The sequence below is a fragment of the Knoellia sp. p5-6-4 genome (genome assembly GCF_029222705.1).
Lineage (GTDB): Bacteria > Actinomycetota > Actinomycetes > Actinomycetales > Dermatophilaceae > Pedococcus_A.
In genome coordinates this window covers 72,721-91,516 of sequence record NZ_JARGZF010000001.1, presented here as the reverse complement: position 1 = coordinate 91,516, position 18,796 = coordinate 72,721, and the positions used below count along the sequence as shown (strand labels likewise).

The 18,796-nt window shown below is 73.0% G+C and carries 20 protein-coding genes; 10 read left to right on the top strand and 10 right to left on the bottom strand.

The window, feature by feature from the left end; genetic code table 11:
• The first annotated feature begins 10 nt into the window (after window positions 1-10).
• From P2F65_RS00460 to idi, 4 genes are read left to right on the top strand one after another with little or no spacing between them, the layout of a single operon-like run.
• The gene (locus tag P2F65_RS00460; RefSeq protein WP_275803093.1) at window positions 11-1,078 is read left to right on the top strand and encodes a 3-oxoacyl-[acyl-carrier-protein] synthase III C-terminal domain-containing protein; all 1,068 of its coding nucleotides are present in this window, start codon (window positions 11-13) and stop codon (window positions 1,076-1,078) included.
• A gap of 5 nt (window positions 1,079-1,083) precedes the next feature.
• Window positions 1,084-1,638, top strand: a complete 555-nt coding sequence (locus P2F65_RS00455) for an isoprenylcysteine carboxyl methyltransferase family protein (protein WP_275803091.1) — start codon at window positions 1,084-1,086, stop codon at window positions 1,636-1,638.
• The gene (locus P2F65_RS00450; RefSeq protein ID WP_275803089.1) at window positions 1,631-2,686 is read left to right on the top strand and encodes an NAD(P)/FAD-dependent oxidoreductase; all 1,056 of its coding nucleotides are present in this window, start codon (window positions 1,631-1,633) and stop codon (window positions 2,684-2,686) included. The genes P2F65_RS00455 and P2F65_RS00450 overlap by 8 nt, the downstream gene beginning before the upstream one ends.
• Window positions 2,683-3,270 (top strand): isopentenyl-diphosphate Delta-isomerase, encoded by a 588-nt coding sequence (gene idi / locus P2F65_RS00445; protein ID WP_275803087.1) that lies wholly within the window; start codon window positions 2,683-2,685, stop codon window positions 3,268-3,270. The genes P2F65_RS00450 and idi overlap by 4 nt, the downstream gene beginning before the upstream one ends.
• Here the strand turns inward: idi and P2F65_RS00440 are convergent.
• Window positions 3,267-3,989: a PAS and ANTAR domain-containing protein gene (locus P2F65_RS00440; RefSeq protein WP_275803085.1), complete on the bottom strand. Its 723-nt coding sequence runs from the start codon at window positions 3,987-3,989 to the stop codon at window positions 3,267-3,269. The two genes, idi and P2F65_RS00440, sit on opposite strands and share 4 nt — an antisense overlap.
• Window positions 3,990-4,214: 225 nt before the next feature.
• On the opposite strand from P2F65_RS00440, the gene P2F65_RS00435 reads away from it, so the two are divergent.
• Window positions 4,215-5,081, top strand: a complete 867-nt coding sequence (locus P2F65_RS00435) for a sigma-70 family RNA polymerase sigma factor (protein ID WP_275803083.1) — start codon at window positions 4,215-4,217, stop codon at window positions 5,079-5,081.
• Here P2F65_RS00435 and P2F65_RS00430 read toward each other — a convergent pair.
• Entirely contained in the window at window positions 5,033-5,305 is a 273-nt protein-coding gene (locus P2F65_RS00430; RefSeq protein ID WP_275803081.1) for a DUF2795 domain-containing protein, read from the bottom strand. The two genes, P2F65_RS00435 and P2F65_RS00430, sit on opposite strands and share 49 nt — an antisense overlap.
• Window positions 5,306-5,586: 281 nt before the next feature.
• On the opposite strand from P2F65_RS00430, the gene P2F65_RS00425 reads away from it, so the two are divergent.
• The 5 genes from P2F65_RS00425 to P2F65_RS00405 all read left to right on the top strand — a co-directional run bounded on the left by P2F65_RS00425 (window position 5,587) and on the right by P2F65_RS00405 (window position 11,173).
• On the top strand, window positions 5,587-9,027 hold the full coding sequence (locus P2F65_RS00425; protein WP_275803079.1) for a sensor histidine kinase: 3,441 nt from the start codon (window positions 5,587-5,589) through the stop codon (window positions 9,025-9,027).
• On the top strand, window positions 9,014-9,433 hold the full coding sequence (locus tag P2F65_RS00420; RefSeq protein WP_275803077.1) for a roadblock/LC7 domain-containing protein: 420 nt from the start codon (window positions 9,014-9,016) through the stop codon (window positions 9,431-9,433). The genes P2F65_RS00425 and P2F65_RS00420 overlap by 14 nt, the downstream gene beginning before the upstream one ends.
• A gap of 3 nt (window positions 9,434-9,436) precedes the next feature.
• A complete protein-coding gene (locus tag P2F65_RS00415) occupies window positions 9,437-9,808 on the top strand; it encodes a DUF742 domain-containing protein (RefSeq protein WP_275803075.1) in 372 nt (123 codons plus the stop codon).
• Window positions 9,789-10,370 (top strand): ATP/GTP-binding protein, encoded by a 582-nt coding sequence (locus P2F65_RS00410; RefSeq protein ID WP_275803073.1) that lies wholly within the window; start codon window positions 9,789-9,791, stop codon window positions 10,368-10,370. Before P2F65_RS00415 ends, P2F65_RS00410 begins: the two co-directional genes overlap by 20 nt.
• 500 nt (window positions 10,371-10,870) lie before the next feature.
• On the top strand, window positions 10,871-11,173 hold the full coding sequence (locus P2F65_RS00405; protein WP_275803071.1) for an ANTAR domain-containing protein: 303 nt from the start codon (window positions 10,871-10,873) through the stop codon (window positions 11,171-11,173).
• Here the strand turns inward: P2F65_RS00405 and P2F65_RS00400 are convergent.
• From P2F65_RS00400 to P2F65_RS00365, 8 genes are all read right to left on the bottom strand, one after another.
• Window positions 11,170-11,832, bottom strand: coding sequence for an LUD domain-containing protein (locus P2F65_RS00400; RefSeq protein ID WP_275803069.1), 663 nt, complete (start codon window positions 11,830-11,832; stop codon window positions 11,170-11,172). The two genes, P2F65_RS00405 and P2F65_RS00400, sit on opposite strands and share 4 nt — an antisense overlap.
• Window positions 11,829-13,346: a LutB/LldF family L-lactate oxidation iron-sulfur protein gene (locus P2F65_RS00395; RefSeq protein ID WP_275803068.1), complete on the bottom strand. Its 1,518-nt coding sequence runs from the start codon at window positions 13,344-13,346 to the stop codon at window positions 11,829-11,831. The genes P2F65_RS00400 and P2F65_RS00395 overlap by 4 nt, the downstream gene beginning before the upstream one ends.
• Window positions 13,343-14,098, bottom strand: coding sequence for a (Fe-S)-binding protein (locus P2F65_RS00390; RefSeq protein ID WP_275803066.1), 756 nt, complete (start codon window positions 14,096-14,098; stop codon window positions 13,343-13,345). Before P2F65_RS00390 ends, P2F65_RS00395 begins: the two co-directional genes overlap by 4 nt.
• Before the next feature lie 79 nt (window positions 14,099-14,177).
• Complete coding sequence (locus tag P2F65_RS00385; protein WP_275803064.1) at window positions 14,178-15,344, bottom strand: ABC transporter permease; 1,167 nt, start codon at window positions 15,342-15,344, stop codon at window positions 14,178-14,180.
• Window positions 15,341-16,498, bottom strand: a complete 1,158-nt coding sequence (locus tag P2F65_RS00380; protein WP_275803062.1) for an ABC transporter permease — start codon at window positions 16,496-16,498, stop codon at window positions 15,341-15,343. The genes P2F65_RS00385 and P2F65_RS00380 overlap by 4 nt, the downstream gene beginning before the upstream one ends.
• Before the next feature lie 11 nt (window positions 16,499-16,509).
• Entirely contained in the window at window positions 16,510-17,592 is a 1,083-nt protein-coding gene (locus P2F65_RS00375; protein ID WP_275803060.1) for an ABC transporter ATP-binding protein, read from the bottom strand.
• A 62-nt stretch (window positions 17,593-17,654) separates the two neighbouring features.
• Complete coding sequence (locus P2F65_RS00370; protein WP_275803058.1) at window positions 17,655-18,044, bottom strand: hypothetical protein; 390 nt, start codon at window positions 18,042-18,044, stop codon at window positions 17,655-17,657.
• A 153-nt stretch (window positions 18,045-18,197) separates the two neighbouring features.
• A complete protein-coding gene (locus P2F65_RS00365; protein WP_275803056.1) occupies window positions 18,198-18,752 on the bottom strand; it encodes a carboxymuconolactone decarboxylase family protein in 555 nt (184 codons plus the stop codon).
• Window positions 18,753-18,796 lie beyond the last annotated feature (44 nt).

The window sequence follows — 18,796 nt, the reverse complement described above, 5'->3', positions numbered from 1 at the left end:
GGGTTGCCGGGTGAGCCACCTCGCCGCAGTCGCCGGGACCCTGCCGGACCACCGCTACCGCCAGTCCGAGGTCACGAAGGCCTTCGCCGACGTCCTCGGCTCGCGCGGCGTCAACCGTGCCCTGCTCGAGAGGCTGCACGCCAACGCCGGCGTCAGCCACCGTCACCTCGCGTTGCCGCTCGACCGGTATGCCGCGCTGGCCGACTTCGGTGAGGCCAACGACGAGTTCATCCGCGTGGCAGTCGAACTCGGGTCGCAGGCCGTCGAGAAGGCGCTCGCCGACGCGGGATTGGTGCCTGCCGACGTCGACCTCATCGTGTCCACCACGATCACCGGGCTGGCCGTGCCGTCGCTGGAGGCGAGGGTGGCGGCCCGGATCGGGCTGCGCGAGGACGTCAAGCGGGTGCCCCTGGTGGGCCTGGGGTGCGTGGCCGGTGCCGCGGGCGTCGCGCGCGTGCACGACCACCTGCGCGGCCACCCGGACGACATCGCCGTGCTGCTCTCGGTCGAGCTCTGCAGCCTCACGGTGCAGCGGGACGACACCTCGATGGCGAACCTCGTCGCGAGCGGTCTCTTCGGCGACGGGGCAGCCGCGGTGGTGATGGTCGGAGAGTCCCGTCGGGAGGCCACGCTCCTGCCCGAGGTCGTCGCCACTCGCAGCAGGCTCTACCCGGACAGCGAGGGGGCCATGGGCTGGGACGTCGGCGCCTCGGGGCTGCGGATCGTCCTCGGGGTCGAGGTGCCCGACCTGGTGCGGGCCAACGTCGGCGACGACGTCGTGCGCTTCCTCGCCGACCACGGCCTGGGCCTGGAGGACGTCGGCTGGTGGGTCGCCCACCCGGGCGGGCCGAAGGTGCTCGAGGCCATGGAGGAGGCCCTCGGCGTCGCACGGGAGGCGCTCGGCGTGACGTGGCGGTCGCTGGACCGCATCGGCAACCTCTCCTCGGCCTCGGTGCTCCACGTGCTCGCAGACACCCTTCGCGAGCGACCACCCGCCCCCGACTCGCACGGCGTGCTGCTCGCGATGGGCCCGGGCTTCTGCCTGGAGCTGGTGCTGCTCCGCGCCAGGGCAGCCTGACGGCCATGACGGACGTCATGTCTGAGGTGCTCTTCACGGCCCTGGTGGTGGCGGTGGGGCTCGAGCGCCTCGCCGAGCTCGTCGTCTCGAAGAGGCATGCGGCGTGGGCATTCTCGCGCGGGGGCGTCGAGTACGGTCGCGGTCACTACCCGTTCATGGTCGCGCTCCACACCGGTCTGCTGGTGGGCGCGGTTGCGGAGGTCTGGCTCCTCGACAGGCCGTTCGTGCCCGTCCTGGGCCTCACCATGCTCGCGCTCGTGCTGGCCTCGCAGGCCTTGCGGTGGTGGTGCATCGCCACCCTGGGCCACCAGTGGAACACCAGGGTGGTCGTCGTGCCCGGGCTGTCGCTCGTGAGCGGCGGTCCCTACCGGGCGCTCCGGCACCCGAACTACGTCGCCGTCGTCGTCGAGGGCCTGGCGCTGCCCCTGGTGCACTCGGCCTGGCTCACCGCGGCCGTGTTCACGGTGCTGAACGCCCTGCTGCTGCGGGTGCGGATCCGCGTCGAGGACGAGGCGCTGCGCGGGGCCTCCGGCACGGAGCGCGAGGTGGCCGGTGCCTGACGTCGTGGTGGTGGGCGGGGGACCGGTCGGCCTTGCGGCCGCGCTGTATGCCGTGCGGGCCGGCCTGTCGGTGACGGTGCTCGAGCCGCGTGCGGGCGTGGTGGACAAGGCCTGCGGGGAAGGTCTGATGCCGGGCGCGGTGGTGGCCCTCGGGGCGCTCGGCGTCGACGCGCCCGGCCGCGAGCTGCAGGGCATCCGCTACGTCGGTGGGGGCCGGCAGGCGACCGCCGACTTCGCCGCGGGCCGCGGCAGGGGGGTGCGGCGGACCACGCTGCACCGTGCGCTGCGGGAGGCGGCCGAGGCGGCGGGCGTCGAGGTCGTCGGGCGTTCTGCGACCGCCCTGGTCCAGGAGGGTGGAGCCGTCCACGTCAGCACCCGGGAACCGGGTGGCACGCAGGGAGCCGGTCTCACGGGACGCTACGTCCTTGCCGCGGACGGGTTGCACTCACCCATGCGGCGCGCCCTCGGCGTCGAGGTGGCCGCCGGAGGCCCGCAGCGCTGGGGACAGCGACGGCACTACGGCATGCGGCCGTGGAGCGACCACGTCGAGGTGCACTGGGCGCCGCATGGCGAGGCCTACGTCACCCCCGTGGCCGACGACCTCGTGGGGGTCGCGGTGCTCAGCGCGACGCGAGCGCCGTTCGAGGAGCAGCTCGACGGTTTCGCCGGCCTGCGCGAGCGCCTGTCGGCTGCGCAGGCCACCACCACGGTGCGCGGAGCGGGGCCGTTGCGGCAGCGCGCGTCGCGCCGGGCATGCGGTCGGGTCCTGCTGGTCGGTGATGCCAGCGGCTATGTGGATGCCCTCACGGGAGAAGGGATCTCGCTCGGGCTGGCCCAGGCGCGAGCGGCGGTCGAGGCCGTGCGCCGGGAGCAGCCCGAGTCCTACGAGCGGGAGTGGCGTCGGGTGACCTGGCGGTATGCCGTGCTGACCGGTTCGATCGTCCAGCTCACCCGGGCCGGGTGGGCGCGACGTGCCATCGTGCCTTCTGCGGCAACGGTGCCGGGCCTCTTCCGCGCGGCCGTGGCCGAGCTGGGACGGGTGCGGTGACCCGCGAGCTGGTCGTCCTGGTCGACGCGCAGGGGCGGGCCATCGGAGTGGTGCCCAAGGACGGGGTGCACCACGGGGAGACGCCGCTGCACCTCGCCTTCTCGCTCTACGTCTTCAACGCCGGGGGGGAGCTGCTCCTCACGCGCAGGGCCGACACCAAGGCGACCTTCCCGGGGGTGTGGACCAACTCCGTGTGCGGCCACCCCGGTCCGGGCGAGCCGCTGGACGGAGCGGCTCGCCGCAGGGCGGCCGCCGAGCTGGGGCTCGACGTGGGCCCGACCGTCCTGGCGCTCCCGGACTTCTCCTACCGCGCCGAGATGCTCGGCGTGGTCGAGCACGAGCTCTGCCCGGTGCTGACGACCACTGTCGCGTCCGACGTGGTGCTGTCGCCGGAGCCGGCCGAGGTGGCGCAGACCGCCTGGGTGCCGTGGGCCCGCGTCGTGGAGGATGTGCGCGCCGGCCGGATGCCCTTCTCCCCGTGGGGAGTCGAGCAGGTCAGGGCCCTCGACGACCTCGGGCCCGACCCGGCGGCGTGGCCAGCGGCCGACCCCCGTCGGCTGCCGCCTGCTGCACGGCCCGGCTAGGTCGCCCGGTCGCTCACGGCGCGGTGCAGCACTCCCGGCCGGTCCGTCACGGCAGCGAGGATCTCGCCGAGCTTGTCCTGGGGCCGCAGGTGGGCGAGGTCGGGGTTGACCAGCTGCGCCACGATGTAGCCGGCCAGGGCGTTGAGCTTGACGTTGGTGTGGTTGGAGTAGGCCCGCAGCGCCTCGAACGCCTCCTCGGCGGAGATGCCGTAGGTCGCCATGAGGGCTCCCTTGGCCTGCTCGATGGCTGCCCTGGTGGCGACCGTGCGCGCGATGCCCTCGGCCGTCTCCTTCTCGACGACACTGCGCAGGGAGTCGGTGAGGTCGATGAGGTACCCGCGCACCGCGATGACGCTCCCGTTGGCCCTGACGCCCTCGCCCATGGCCACGATGTGCCGCTGGACGCCCTGGGGGGTGACCACCCGGTGGCGTGACGAGAACGGCGCGCCGTCGACGAGGGCCCGCTCGAGGGTCTCCCACGCCCGGGCTCGGTCCTCGGGGTGGACCTGCCCCATCAGCTCCTCCAGCGAGGGAGGGGAGGCTTCAGGATCGAGGCCGAAGACGGTCAGCAGACCGTCCGACCACCACCAGCTGTCCGTCAGGGCGTCGAACCGGAAACGGGCCACGAGGTCGGGCCTCGGCTGCCGGAGGGTCCCCTCCAGGGCCGGACGGTCGGCAGGCACCCCTGCACGCCGGGCAACGGGTCCCGGGTCGTTCATGTGTCCACCCACCTGTGGTCGGCCCGGGACAGCGGCCCCGGGCGCGCGAACGCGTCAGAAGCGGCTGTTGGCTCAACCAGTGGCGGAGTCTAGAGGATGGCCCCGGGCTGCCGGTGGGCGCCGCAGCGCAGCCGTCCGGTTGCGCCGGGTCGGAGCCGGTGCTTCCCTGACCGCAGAGCAGTGGTCCAGCAGCGGCGCCACGGTCCCGCGAACGAAGGACGTGCGATGCCGCCAGGAACCACCCAGCTGCAGGAGACCAGCGAGCTCGCGCCCGCCCAGGACGGACACGAGGGCATCGAGGTGCTGCTCAGCCGGCTCCGTTCCTGCCCTGACCCGGCGCGCCGGGCGGAGCTGGAGGAGGCCGTGGTCCTCGCGAGCCTGCCCCTGGCCGAGGCCGTCGCCCGCCGCTACACAGGCCGAGGCCTGGAGCACGAGGACCTGCTGCAGGTGGCCCGGCTGGCGCTGGTGAAGGCCGTTCGTGGCTACCGCGCCGGGGCGGGCTGCGGGTTCGCGGCCTACGCCGTGCCCACCATGGCCGGTGAGGTCAAGCGGCACTTCCGCGACTGCGGCTGGTGCGTGCGCCCGCCGCGGCGGCTGCAGGAGTCGAGGGCCAGGCTGCAGGAGCAGGAGGAGCGCCTGGTGCACGAGCTGCACCGCATGCCCACCCGCAGCGACCTGGCCGCGGCCCTGCGGTTGACTCGGGCCGAGGTCGTCGAGGCGCAGCTCTGCGCGGCCGCCTACCGGGCCGTCTCGCTCGAGCACCCCTCGGCAGGTCGTTGCGGGACGGAGGCCGCCGAGGGGGCGTGCGACGAGTACACCGCGCTGGAGATGCGCGACTCGCTGCGGGTGGCCCTGGCGACGTTGAGTCCCCGCGACCGCCTGCTCATCCGGCTGCGGTTCGTCGACGGGCTCACCCAGGCCGAGGTGGGGCGCGCCCTCGGGGTGAGCCAGATGCAGGTCTCGCGCCTGCTCTCCCGCGTGCTGCGCCGGCTGCGCTCACAGCTCCTTGACGAGCCGGTGAGCCTGACCCTCGTCAAGCCCCGTCAGAGCGGCTCGGCCACGCTGACCGTGGGCACGTGCTCATCGAGGTAGGCGAGGACCTCCTCGAGCGAGCCGAACCGCCGCGTGCGCGGCAGCGGGGCGAGACGCCAGAGCAGGTGGCCCGGTGCCCGGCGCCGCAGGAGTGTCGCCAGCAGCTCGTCCTGGCGCGCCGGAAAGGTGGCGGGACGGAGCAGGGCGGCCAGTTGCTGGGTCCAGTCCGGCCCGCTCGACGCCCACGGACGAGTCGAGGGCGGGGCCGGCAGCGTGGCTGTCATGTCGTGTTCCTCTCTGCCCGCCGCGGTCGCCGTGGCACAGGAGTCAGCCAGTCGGCGCCACGTCGGGGCGTGGCGGTGACCTTGGGATGCCCGCCCCGCAGGCCACCGAAACCCATGTTCGGGTAAAGACTTCGGAAAGTCTCGGGTCGGACGGCCCTAGTCCTTTTGGTCGATTTGCCCCCGCCGAAGGTGTGAAGCGCTTCGTGGAGTCTGTGGGTGGGTCCGCTGCCGCCCCTATGTTTCCGTTCGCTTGAGGTTCCGCCGATCAGGAAGGTGTCGCTGTGACCCAAAGGCAGTCGGCCGCCGACCAGACCCCCCGGGTGTCGTGGTCGTTCTCCCAGTGGCCGCTGCGGCGGAAGCTGGCCGCCGCCCTGATCGCGCCCGTGCTGCTTGCCTTCTGGCTCGGTGGCCTGCGCGTCAAGACCGAGCTGGACCAGGAACGCACCTTCGCCCGGGCGGCCGACAGCACCCTCCTCCTGCGTCCCGTCGCCGAGTTCAACCTCGCCGTCCAGCGGCTCGCCGCGTCTTCCGCCCCGGGGGGACAGGGCCTCAAGGCTTCCGCAGGCGCCTACGAGCGGGCTGTGAAGGACGTCGGCCGGGCCCTCGACGAGGCGTCGGTCTCGGACGGCGTCCGCACCAAGACCGAGCAGGCGCTCGTCCTGGGCAAGGGCGTCCGTCAGGCTGCCGGCCAGAGCGGCGCGCTCTCCGTCGCGATCGACAAGTCGGCGAGCACCGCCAGCATCGTCTCGTCCATCATCGGCGAGCTCGGCCTCAACGACGTGTCCTCGGTCAAGACCCTGGTGGCGTTGCAGGACACCGTCGCCGCCCAGCGCGCAATGACCGGCCAGCAGCTGAACCTCGCCAACAAGGACGACGCCAGCGGCGCCCAGAACGCGATCAAGCTCGTCGGTGCCGAGGGCTCCTTCGTGACCCGCCTCAAGGACGAGGCGGCCAACAGCAACGCGTCCGACATACGCCAGCTCATCAACGAGAACACTGCTCGAGGTGTCTACCTCCAGAAGGCGTCGATGACGCCCGAGGAGCTCGCGGTCGTCGCGGGCGCCTTCGAGCGCAGCAACACGGCATACGGATCGCTGCTGAACCGTCAGCTCTCCGAGTTCGAGGCGGGGCTGCGGGCCCAGGCCAGCGAGCACCGCACCCAGGCGCTGGCCAACATCGCCCTGATCGTCCTGGCCCTGCTCGCCTCCCTGTTCCTCGTCCTGGCACTGCTCCGCTCGCTCCTCGTGCCGCTGCGTGCGGTGCGGCACGGCGCCCTCGAGATCGCCCGGCACCGGCTGCCGGACGCGGTGCGGCGCATCCGCGACGGCGAGGAGGCGCCCGCATTCCAGCCGATCCCGGTGCACACCAAGGAGGAGATGGGCCAGCTCGCGCGGGCCGTCGACGACCTCCACCAACAGGCGCTGACGCTGGCGGGCGAGCAGGCCCGCCTGCGCGTCCAGGTCGGCCACATGTTCGAGACCCTCTCGCGCCGCAGCACCTCGCTCATCGAGCAGCAGCTCACCCTCATCGAGCGCCTCGAGAGCGACGAGGAGGACCCGCAGCGCCTGCAGAGCCTGTTCCGCCTCGACCACCTCGCGGCTCGCATGCGGCGCAACAGCGACTCGCTGCTCGTGCTGGCCGGCACCACCACCCGCCGAGGTGGAGCCCGCTCGATCTCCGTCGCCGACGCCGTGCGCGCCGCGGTCTCTGAGGTGGAGGAGTACCAGCGCATCGACATGCACGAGACCGCGGACGACCACGTCCTGTCGTCCGTCGGCTCGGACCTGATCCACATGCTGGCCGAGATCGTCGACAACGCCCTCTCGTACTCGCCGCCGACGAGCCGCGTGAGCATCAGGGGCGCCCGGACCTCCGAGGGCGGGGTCCTCATCGAGATCAAGGACTCCGGCCTGGGGATGCCGCCGAACACGCTGGCCGGCCTCAACGAGCGACTGGCCGACGGCGGCGACATCACCACCGACACCGCCCGCCGCATGGGCCTGTTCGTGGTCGGAAGCCTGGCCAAGCGCCACGGCATCGGCGTGCGGCTGCGTCGCAACGACGACGTGGGCCAGAGCGGCATCACCGTGTCGGTCCACCTCCCGGGTGTGCTGCTGGCCGACCGCCCCGCGAAGACGGGGGCGGCCCCGGGGGCCGCCGCAAAGGTCAACGGATCGGCAGCTCCGGCCGCCGCTCCGGTGCAGCCGAACGGTGCCGCCGCGCCGGCCTCCGCGCCGATCCAGCCGGGCGGCTCCGCCACCAGCGGCTCGTCGCCCGCCGCCGCGGGGGAGGCGACGAAGGGCCTGAACGGCCTGCCCGTCCGCAAGCCCATGGCCAGTGGTGTCAACGAGCACACCGGCGCCGGTCCGACACCGCCTGCGGCACCGCCCGTGGCACCGGCCGGGGACGCTCCGGCGCGCACGTTCAAGGGCCTGCCCTCGCGCCGCCCCGGCGCCTCGAACATCAGCGAGCAGACCAACCCCGCCTCCCTCGCCCCCTCGGGTCCGCCGCCGACGGCTCCGGCTGCCCCGGCGGTGCCTGCCGCCAAGGCACCCTCGGCTCCTGCTGCCCCGTCCGTCCCCGCCGCCAAGGCACCTTCGGCTCCGTCCGCACCGCCTGCGAGCGAGCCGCCCGCCGCGGAGCAGGTGAGCGAGGAGCCGAAGACCACCGCCGGCCTGCCGATGCGCAAGCCGATGGCAACCGGCATCACCGAGCACACCGGTACCCCGGCCACCCGCGCCGAGGCCGCCGCCGAGGCCGCTGGCGACAGCAAGCGGGGCTGGCTGCGCCTGCCGTCCCGCAAGGCGGGCGAGGAGTCCCGTGCCAAGGGCAAGGAGGCCGCGGCCGCAGCCGCGGCTGCCGAGGCCGAGGACGAGCACCGGATGCCGGCCAACCTCACGGCCTGGCTGGACCACCGTGCCAAGCTCGCCGCTGCCCGCGCGGAGGCCGAGACGAAGACGAACGACTCCGAGGGCTCTGAGGGCTCCGAGGGCTCGACGGACGAGACCTCGCTGCAGGCGGCCGACCCGGCCCAGCCCGCAGACGCCGCCCCGGAGCGCCCGACCGCCGCCCCGGAGCGCCCGACCGCCGCCCCGGTCAGCGAGCCGGTCCCGGCCCCTGTCGCCCCGAGCCCGGCGACCGACGGGTTCAGCGCCGCAGCCGCGGCCATGGCCCCGGCCGACCAGGCGACGACACCCTTCAACGCCTTCGGTTCGCCGCAGCCCGCCGCCGTTGCGCCGGCGCCCGCGCCGCAGGTGGCCGAGCCGGGGCAGCCGACCGAGCCTGGGGCCACCGCCTCGAGCGGCCTGCCGCGACGCCAGCCCGGCACCTCCGGCATCCAGCCCTCGTCCGGCTCGTCCCACGAGGACACGCCCATCTTCCGGGCCATGGGGTCCCCCTGGCTTGCCAACTCCGATGGAGGACAAGTGGATTCGTCCCGGTCGCCCGCTGCGCCTGCCGGCGGTCCGTCGGCAGCGGCAGGTCTCGAGGCCACCCAGCCCCAGGCCACCGCCTCAGGGCTGCCCGTGCGGCGCCCGGGGGTCAGCGGTGCACCCGGAACCGGCGAGGCGGCAGAGGGCTCGCAGCCCCCCACCCGTGGCGGCCGCGACCCCGAGTCGATCCGCCGCAGCCTCAGCCGCCACCAGACGGGTGTGAGCTCGGCTCGCTCCCAGACCCCCCTGAACGGAACCCCCGACCGAGAGGAAGCCGATGTTCCCCACTGAGACCGCCGCCGAGACCCAGGGCCAGTACGACTGGCTGGTGTCGAAGTTCGCCGCTGAGACACCTGGTGTCTCGCACGCCATCCTGGTGTCGGCCGACGGCCTGCCGATGGCCGCCAGCGAGCAGCTGCCGGCCGACCGGGCCGAGCAGATGGCCGCCGTGGCCTCGGGCATGGCCAGCCTCTCCGCTGGCGCCGCCCGCCTGTTCCAGGGGGGCACGGTCCTGCAGTCCGTCATCGAGATGGAGCTCGGCTACCTGCTGCTCATGAGCGTGGGTGACGGCTCCCACCTCGCGGCACTCACGGGCACCGACTCCGACATCGGCCAGGTGGGCTACGAGATGGCGGTCCTCGTCGACCGTGTCGGGCGGATGATCGACGCCTCCGCCCGAAGCCACATGACGGGGTAGTCCATGAAGCCCGAGGACCCCACACAGCCCAAGGGCCCCAACCTGGTCAGGCCCTACTTCCTGACCGCTGGGCGCACCCAGGCAGCCGTCGAGCTGCCCATCGAGGCCACCCTCGTGCTCCAGCCGTCGGCGCGGGAGAAGTCCTGGCCCGCCGGCGACATGGGCGGCCGCATCATCGCCCTCTGCTCGAGCCCCCAGTCCGTCGCGGAGATCTCGGCCAAGCTCGGGGTCCCGCTCGGGGTCGCACGCGTGCTCATCGGCGACCTCGTCGCCGCGGATCACCTGCGGACCCAGGCCACCCTCACCGAAACCAGCTCCAACGACGAACGCCGTGACCTCATCGAAAGGACCCTCAGTGGACTTCGCGCCCTCTAACCGCTCCAGCGCCTCGACGAAAATCGTCGTGGCCGGCGGGTTCGGCGTCGGTAAAACCACCTTCGTGGGTGCCGTCTCCGAGATCGACCCGCTGCGCACCGAGGCCCTCGTGACCAACGTGTCGGAGGGGGTCGACAACATCGACAAGGTGCAGTCCAAGACCTCCACCACCGTGGCGATGGACTTCGGCCGCATCACCCTCTCCGAGGACCTGGTGCTCTACCTGTTCGGCACCCCGGGCCAGCGCCGTTTCTGGTTCATGTGGGACGACCTGGTCAAGGGCGCCATCGGCGCGATCGTCCTGGTCGACACCCGACGCCTGGACGACAGCTTCGCCGCGGTCGACTACTTCGAGGCCCGCCAGCTGCCGTTCATCGTGGCGGTCAACGAGTTCGAGGACTCGCAGCGGTTCGGCCTGGAGGACATCCGGGAGGCGCTGGCCATCTCGCCGCACGTCCCGATGATGACGGTCGATGCCCGTGAGCGGGAGTCGGCCAAGCAGGCGCTCGTGCGCATCACCGAGTTCGCGCTGCTCCAGCTCGCGGCGCCGGCAGCTCGCTGACCGGCTCACCCTCCCGCGAGCTCCACGAGCGCGTCCCGCTGTCGCCCAGATCCGCACGGGTCTGGGCGACAGCCTTGTCGGCGAGCGGCTGACGACCCGGTCGATCCGGTCGAGCAGGCCCTCGAGGCCTGCTCGAACTCGTCGTTGGCGTGGTCCTGCGACAGCAGCGGCCGCAGGCGTTACCTCGTGGGCCAGCCAGTGCAGGTGGGCCTGCCACCCGTCCTCGGGGCGCAGCCGGTGGCCGGGGTCGGCCTCGAGCCGGGTCCATGAGCTGGGTGACGATGCCCTCGAGCAGGTCCTCCGACACCCTCGCCGTGACGGAAGCAGGCGTGCACCGGTGGCGGAGAAGACTTGCCCTTACGGCAGCCGTTGGGTAACTCTTCTCCCTGCCTGGCTTACCGTGTAGGCGCGGAATCGCCGCGCCGACGGTCGCCGGCGGGTTCAAGACACCGGACCGCACCGACAGGCGGGCCGGGCTGCCCGCAGAGAGGAAGACAGCGGTGAGCGTCGAATCCACACACGGGGGCGTGTCGGCGACCGCGCCGGAGGTCGAGGACCCCACGGTCGAGCAGGCCAAGGGGATCCTGGCGGTCATGTTCGCGATCAGCCCCGAAGAGGCCCTGCTGCTCATGAAGGCCTTCGCGGGGCGCGAGTTCCCGACCCTCGGCGAGCTGGCCCACCACGTCGTGGCCGTCGCGACCGATGTTCCCCCGGGCGGCACCGACCTGGCCCGAGAGCGCCTGACGCTGTTGCTGTTCGCGGAGGGTGGCGCGGACCGGGACGCGGACGGCGGCGCGGCCTAGACGCCGTCCCTGGTCCCGGGCCGGTCCGGCCCGGCGAGCACGACCACGAGGGCCCGCGGTCCGTGCACTCCCTCGACCCGGCTCAGCTCGATGTCGCTGGTGGCCGACGGGCCGCTGATGAACGTCAGGGGTCGGGTGGGGTCGAGACGCCCCAGGCCCTCGGGCACCGTCTGCACGACGTCGGAGGTCGAGACGACGCACACGTGCGTGTCGGGGACCAGGGTCAGGGCGCGGCGGCCACAGGCTGGACTGCCGTCGAGGACGATCGTGCCGGTCTCGGCAATGGCCACGGAGGCGCCGGTCACCACGGCCCCGACGCGGTCCAGCTCGTGGGGAGTGGCACTCCCGTCGTCCAGCCGGATCCCCGGTATGCCGTGCAGCCAGCCGCCGGGGACGCCGGGGGCGGCGACCACCTCGTCGATCCCTTGTGCGCCAAGGTGTTCCGCGATGGCAGCCGCGATCTCGGCGTCGTCCTCGCCGGTGCGGAGCACGCGGGCCCGGTAGTCGTCCAGGCGGTCGACCAGCAGGCTGACCAGCTCGGCGGAGCCGGCGGCGTGCTCGCCGTGGCGGCGGTAGCCCCGGGGAACTGGGGGAGCAGGGGGCTGCGTGCCCAGGGCGCCGCGCAGGCGGGCCAGCACGACGTCGCGGGCGCCGCTCACGACTGGCCTCCTCGGGTCCTCGCCCACCAGTCCCTGAAGGTCTCCGACGGGGGCTGCGGGACGTCACGCGATGATGTCCACCCGCTCAGGGGCGGTGGCAGGGGCACCACCGGGCGCCCCTTGCGTATGCCGTGGCGTCCGGCTCCGGCGGCGCGCCCCGCCCGGGCGAACCGGCGGGCATCGCCCATGACCCAGGCCGCGGCCCGCATCGCTGCCGCCTCGGCGGTCGGCAGGCGGTGCCGCTCCGCGTGGGTCTGGGTGTGCTCGGCCCGCAGCTGGACCAGGAGCTCGGGGATGTTGATCTTCACCGGGCACACGTCGTAGCAGGCCCCGCAGAGGGAGGAGGCGTAGGGCAGCGAGTCGTTCGGGTCGTCCTCGCCGGTCAGCCCCGTCAGCTGGGGCGTGAGCACGGCGCCGATGGGACCCGGGTAGACCGAGCCGTAGGCATGGCCGCCGGCGCGCTCGTAGACGGGGCAGACGTTGAGGCAGGCGGAGCAACGGATGCAGTGCAGCGCGGCGCGGCCGGACTCGTCGGCGAGCACCCGCGACCGGCCGTTGTCGAGGAGCACCAGGTGGAACTCCTGGGGGCCGTCGCCCGGCGTGACCCCACTCCAGGTGGAGGTGTAGGGGTTCATGCGCTCACCCGTGGAGGAGCGCGGCAGCAGCTGCAGGAACACCTCGAGGTCCGACCAGGTGGGCACGACCTTCTCGATGCCCATCACGGTGATCAGCGTCTGCGGGAGGGTCAGGCACATCCGGCCGTTGCCCTCGGACTCGACGACGGCAAGCGTTCCGGTTTGAGCCACCGCGAAGTTCGCGCCCGAAACGGCCACCCGCGCCCTCAGGAAGGCCTCGCGCAGGTGGGCACGGGCGGCAGCGGCGAGGACGGCGGGGTCGTCGGTGAGCGTCGAGGCGTCCACGCCGGGCATCCGTTCCGCGAAGATCTGGCGGATCTCGGCCCGGCCGCGGTGGATCGCCGGCACGAGGATGTGGGACGGGCGGTCGTCGGCGAGCTGGACGATCAGCTCGGCGAGGTCTGTCTCGAGGGCGGTGACGCCCGCGGCCTCGAGCGCCTCGTTGAGGCCGATCTCCTGGGTCGCCATGGACTTCACCTTGACGACCTCGTCGGCTCCGGTGGCCAGCACCACGGAGGTGACGACCGCGTTGGCCTCCGCGGCGTCGCGAGCCCAGTGCACGACGCCGCCGCGGGCGGTGACGTTGGCCTCGAGCTCCTCGAGGAGCTCGGGCAGGCGGGCCAGCGTGGCGGCTTTCACCGCAGAGCCGGCGTCGCGCAGCTCCTCCCAGTCGGGGACCTCCTGCACCACCTGGGCCCGCTTGGCGCGGATCGTCGACGTCGCGTGCGAGAGGTTGCGCCGCAGGCGGGAGTTGCCCAGGGCCTCCCGGGCCGCGGCGGGGAAGGGACGGCTGCCGGTCAGCCGACCCACCCCGGTGTCCGCGGGCGGGCCCGGGACGACGTCGTCGCCGCCACGCGGCATACCGAGGAAGGTGCTCATGCCGACGCGCTCTCAGTGCTGGCGAGGATCTCGGCGAGGTGGGTCGTGCGCACCCCGGCGCGCAGGCGCGTCAGGCCGCCGCCGATGTGCATCAGGCACGAGACATCGCCGGCCGTGACGACCTCGGCCCGGGTGGCCAGCACGGCGCTCATCTTGTCGGCGAGCATGGCGGTCGAGGTGTCGGCGTTCTTGACGCTGAAGGTGCCGCCGAAACCACAGCAGGAGTCCGATGCCGGCAGCTCGACGAGGTCGATGCCGCGCACCTGCCGCAGCAGCTGCAGGGGCCGGTCCCCGACGCGCAGCATCCGCAGCGAGTGACAGGTCGGGTGGTAGGTCACCCGGTGGGGGTAGGAGGCTCCGACATCGGTCACCCCGAGGACGTCGACGAGCAGCTCGGACAGCTCGTAGGTCCTCGCGGCGACGGTCTCCGCGCGGGCCGCCAGGTGCTCGTCGCCGGCCCTGCGGGCCACCATGGCGTGCTGGTGCCGCACCGAGCCGGCGCACGACCCCGAGGGCGCGACGACGGCCTCGGCGCCATCGGCCAGGGCCCGCTCGAAGACCTCGACGTGGTGGCGCACCAAGCCGGCCGCGTCGCCCGGGTAGCCGGTGTTGGTGTGCATCTGGCCGCAGCAGGTCTGGTCGGCGGGAAAGACCACCTCGTGGCCGAGCCGTTCGAGCACCGCGACGGTGGCCTTCCCCACGTCGGGGAACAGCACGTCGCCGAGGCACGTGACGAAAAGCGCGATCCGCATGGCTCTCCCTCCCTCGAGGCAACCTACCGCGCCGGCGGGTCGGTTCGCGCTGCGCGCGAGACGTGCGAGAGGCCTCGGCTCAGGGCGTGACGAGCGAACGGCGCAGGCGCAGGGAGGCGAGGGCGAGCAGGGCCACGGCGTAGAGCGCGAGGATGCCGAGGTAGCCGGCGATCTGCGCCAGCCCGCCCCCGCGCGAGTGCACCTCCACCCAGGCGTCCACCGCCCACGCGTGGGGCGTCGCATGGCCGATCGCCCGCACCGAGGGCGGGACGATTTCCAGCGGCCACATGCAGCCGCCCAGCATCCCGAAGGCGATGCCCACGGCGGGACCGATCGCGCCGGCCTGCTCCGGAGTGCGGAAGAGCGTTCCACTGAGCATCCCCGCACCGGTGCCCACGAGGGCCCACACGAGGATGAGCGCGGCGGCAGCGAGGGGGTTGCCCCACTCGACACCGAAGAGGAAGGCGCCGGTCGCCACGATGAGCACCGCCTGGCCCAGGGTGAGCGAGAGGTAGGCCAGGGCCTCTCCGCCGACGAGGTCGCGGGGCCGGGTCGGTGCGGCCAGGGCGCGGGAGAGGATGCCGTACTGCCGCGTCTGGATCATCGCCGCACCCCCGGCCAGGGCGTTGATGAAGACGAAGAGCACCAGCATCGTGGGTGCGCTGTAGCTGAAGCCGAGCGGCAGGTAGTTGCTGGCGCTGTCGACGACCTCGGTGCGCAGCGGAACCGCCGGGTCGGCGCCCTGGAGGCGGGTGGCAGCAGCGAGGTTCTCCTCGAAGGAGCGCCCGCCGCGGTCGGCGGCGAACCGCGCGGCCTGGACCTGGGCGGCGTGTCGGCTGACGACGGCCGACACCGCGGCGAGGGCCGCCTGGCTGCTCTCCGCGGCGCCGGGGACGAGCACCGGCACGGTGACCTGCTCGCCGTCGCGGAGTCCGGCGTCGAACCCCTCAGGGATGACCACCGCGGCGGAGACCTCGCTCCGGCGCAGCGCCTCCGCCGCCTGCGCCCTGCTGTCGAGGGTCTCGACGGTCAGGGCCGGGTCGGCGCCGAGGTCGCGGGCCAGGCTGGTGGACAGCGGCGCAGGCTGCTGGTTCACGACGCCGATCCGGATCTGCTCGTTGCTCGAGATGATGATGCCGATGAGCAGGATGATGAGGATCGGCAGCAGCACCATGAAGAACAGGAACGTGCGGTCCCGCACGACGCGGCGCAGCTCGGCGCCGGCCAGGGCTGTCGCGGCCCTCATGGCGTGAGCGCCCTTCTCCGGAGGGCGACGGCTGCGCCCCCGGTGGCGAGGGCGAAGGCCAGCAGCACGAGCACGGGGGTGACGACCGCGGTCCAGTCGGCACCGCCGGCGAGGTCGGTGAAAGCGCGCAGTGCCCACCCGTTGGGCGTCAGCAGCGACAGGCTCCTCAGCAGCGGGGGAGCGGCGCTGATGAAGATGAAGTTGCCCCCGAGGAGCACCAGCCCGAAGACCAGGATCGATGAGAGCCCTTCGGCCTGGCGTTCGGTCCTCGCCAGGGCGATCACCAGCGCCGTCAGACCCACCAGCACGAGCGAGAGTGCCACCACCAGGGCGACGACGGCGGGCCACGGGCCCCAGTCGGCGCCGAACACGAGGCTCGTGAAGAGGGCGACCGTGCCCAGGCTGGCGAGCCCGTAGACGAACGTGGCCAGCGACTTGCCGAGCAGCACCGCTCCCGAGGTGATGGGCGCGGCGTCGAGGCGTTCCATCGTGCCGCCCGCGCGCTCGAGGAAGTAGCCGCGTGAGCCGAAGCTGATCGCAAAGAGCATGAAGAAGATGCCCATGCCGGGGGCGTAGTAGCTGATCGCGTCGATCGTCCGCGTGCTGGCCGACTGCGCGGCGACGCTCTCCGGTGGCGGGATCCGCGACGCCGCCTCCGCGAGGGCTGCGGCGTGCTCGTGGGGTGCGCCGGCGTCGACGGCCGTGGCCACCGACAGCCGCACCGTCTCGACCTGGGCGGTGAAGGAGGCGGCAAGCGACGTCGACACCTGCGTGGCGATCGTGGAGTCGACGCTGCCGAGCACCGTGATCGGCCGGCCGCCACCGGCGACGACCGCGGGCGTGAAGCCCTCGGGCACGACGAAGGCCGCACTCAAGGTGCCGTCGTCGACCTTGGCCCGTGCCTCGGCCTCGCTGGGGACCACGGTGACGGTGAGCAGGTCGGACAGCTCCGGGCTGCGCAGGAAGCTCTGGAACCCGGCGGCGACCTGGCCGCCGTCTCGGTCGACGACCCCGACGTCCATGTGGAAGGACCCGGTGGAGCCGAAGGCGGCGCTGACGAGCCAGGCCACGGCCAGCGGAGCGATGAACCCGAGCACCAGGGCTGACCGGTCGCGCAGGCGCTGGCGCAGGTCCTTCAGCGCGATCACCAGCACGGGCCCCATCGTCACTCCCGCAGGGCGGTGCCCGTGAGGTGGAGGAAGACCGCTTCGAGGTCGGGTTCCTCGACCTCGACCGAGCGGACGGCGGTGTCGGTGGCCGTGGCGACCGCCAGCACCTCGGCGAGGCGCCGGCGGCCGTCGGAGGCGATGAGGTGCACGGACGAGCCGGCCGTGTCGACCTGCTCGATGCCCTCGAGCCGACGGCACTGCTCGGCGAAACGAGCCAGGGAACCACTGGCAGACAGCGTGATCCGGTCCTTCTCACCCACGCGGGCGACCAGCTCGCGATGGGTTCCCTCCGCGACCAGGTGGCCGTGGTCGATGATGCCGACGCGGTCGCAGAGCCGCTCGGCCTCCTCCATGTAGTGGGTGGTGTAGAGGACCGCCATGCCGGCGGTGCCGAGGGTGGCGATGCTCTCCATGATGGCGTGGCGGCTCTGCGGGTCGACGCCGACCGTGGGCTCGTCGAGGACGAGCAGCTCGGGCCGGTGCAGCAGGCTCGCGCCGATGTTGAGCCGCCGCTTCATGCCACCGCTGAAGGACTCCACCCGGTCGTCGCGTCGGTCGGTGAGGCCCACGAGCTCGAGCACCTCGGCGACGCGCGCCCTGAGCTCCGCTCCGCCGAGGCGGTAGAGGCGGCCGAAGAACTGCAGGTTCTCGCGCGCAGTGAGGTCCGGGTAGAGGGACACCTCCTGGGGGACGTAGCCGATGTGTGCCTTGGCCTCGGTCGCGGTGGCGGTCACCGGCAGCCCGGCAACGCTCACCTCACCGGCATCGGGCGCCAGCAGCCCGCACACGACGCGGATCGTCGTCGTCTTGCCGGCCCCGTTGGGGCCGAGCAGCCCGTAGGTCTCGCCCGGGGCGACGTGGAAGCTGACGTCCTCGACGGCCAGTCGCTCACCGAAGCGACGGGTGAGCCCCGTGACCTGCAGCGTCCACTCGCCGTCCGGTCGCGGGACGACCCTGGGGGTCTGCGTCTGGGGCGGCGTGGTGCGCTGCTCGGTACGTTCGATGGCGCCCTCCTCGTTCCCTCCCAGCGTGATCGGCGCCCGTCGCAGTGCCCAAGGGCCGAAGGCCCCTACGCGCACCGAGGGGGCCGCACCGGTGGCGGCGCGACCCCCTCTGCCTCGGACGCTGCACCGAGGCGACGTCAGCCCTCGAAGCACTCCTCGAACCAGAGCCCGACGTTGGTCATGCCCTTGCACGCGGGGCCGTTGTACTGCGCCTTGAGGGGCGTCTCGCCCTCCGGACCGACGATGTAGGTGGCGACGTCGCCGACCCCGTCGCCGTCCATGTCGAACGCGACCAGGCCGTGGAAGCCCTCGCCGGTCTCCAGGTCGACCTGGCCGCCCGCGATCCGCTGCTCCAGGCCCTTGGACATCCAGACCACCTCGTCGTTCATGCCGAAGACGAGCTGGGCACCGGCCGCGCCGTTGCGGCTGGCGTTGATGCACTCGTGGGCCAGACCGGGACCGGCCGTGAGCACCACTGCCGCGGCGGCCGCGGCTCCCCCCAAGATCAGACGACGCATGGTGTGCATGCGCTACCCCTTTCCCCTGCGTGTTCCCCTTGCGCGGCCCTCCGGTCGAGGACCAAGGGCACATCGTGGTGGCGGTACGCCGGATGACGTGGGCGAAAGACCAGAAGATACGTGCCCCTGCGTAGGACGTATCGGGCACTGCTTGCGCGGGTGTCAGCCGGCGCGGAACACCCGCAGCTGGAGGGCGAGGGCGGCGTAGTAGCCCACCAGCGCGCTGAGCTCGAACACGGCCCTGCTCCCGAGCGGCTCGGCCCAGCGGGCCCACTCGTCGTCGGAGACGTCTCCCCGGAGCAGGCAGCGCACGAGCTCGGCAGACGCGCGTTCCTGCGGGTCGTCGAGCGCTGGGACCTCCCCGCGGCGGACCGCCTCCAGCTCCTCGTCGGTGAGCCCGGCGGCGCGACCCACCGCCTCGTGGGCCGTCCACTCGAAGGTGCTCGACCAGTGGGCGGCGACGGCCAGGATGGCGAGCTCGCGGATGCGACCGGTCAGGCCCGTCTCGTAGCGCACAGCGGCACCGAGGCGCTCGAGGGCCCCACCTACGCCGGGGGAGAGCAGGAAGGCGTTGAAGGGGCCGGTGAGGGCGCCCTCTGGGGTCGTGAGCGCGAAGTGCTGCGGACCATCGGCGCGCGGCCCGCCGGTGATGCTGGCGTACAGGTCGCGCTGCTCGCTGTCCTGCTCCTCGGGACGGATCGGCTCAAGTCGGCTCATGGCGCTTCAGTCTCCCAGCCATCTGCGGCATGCTCGCCTCTGGC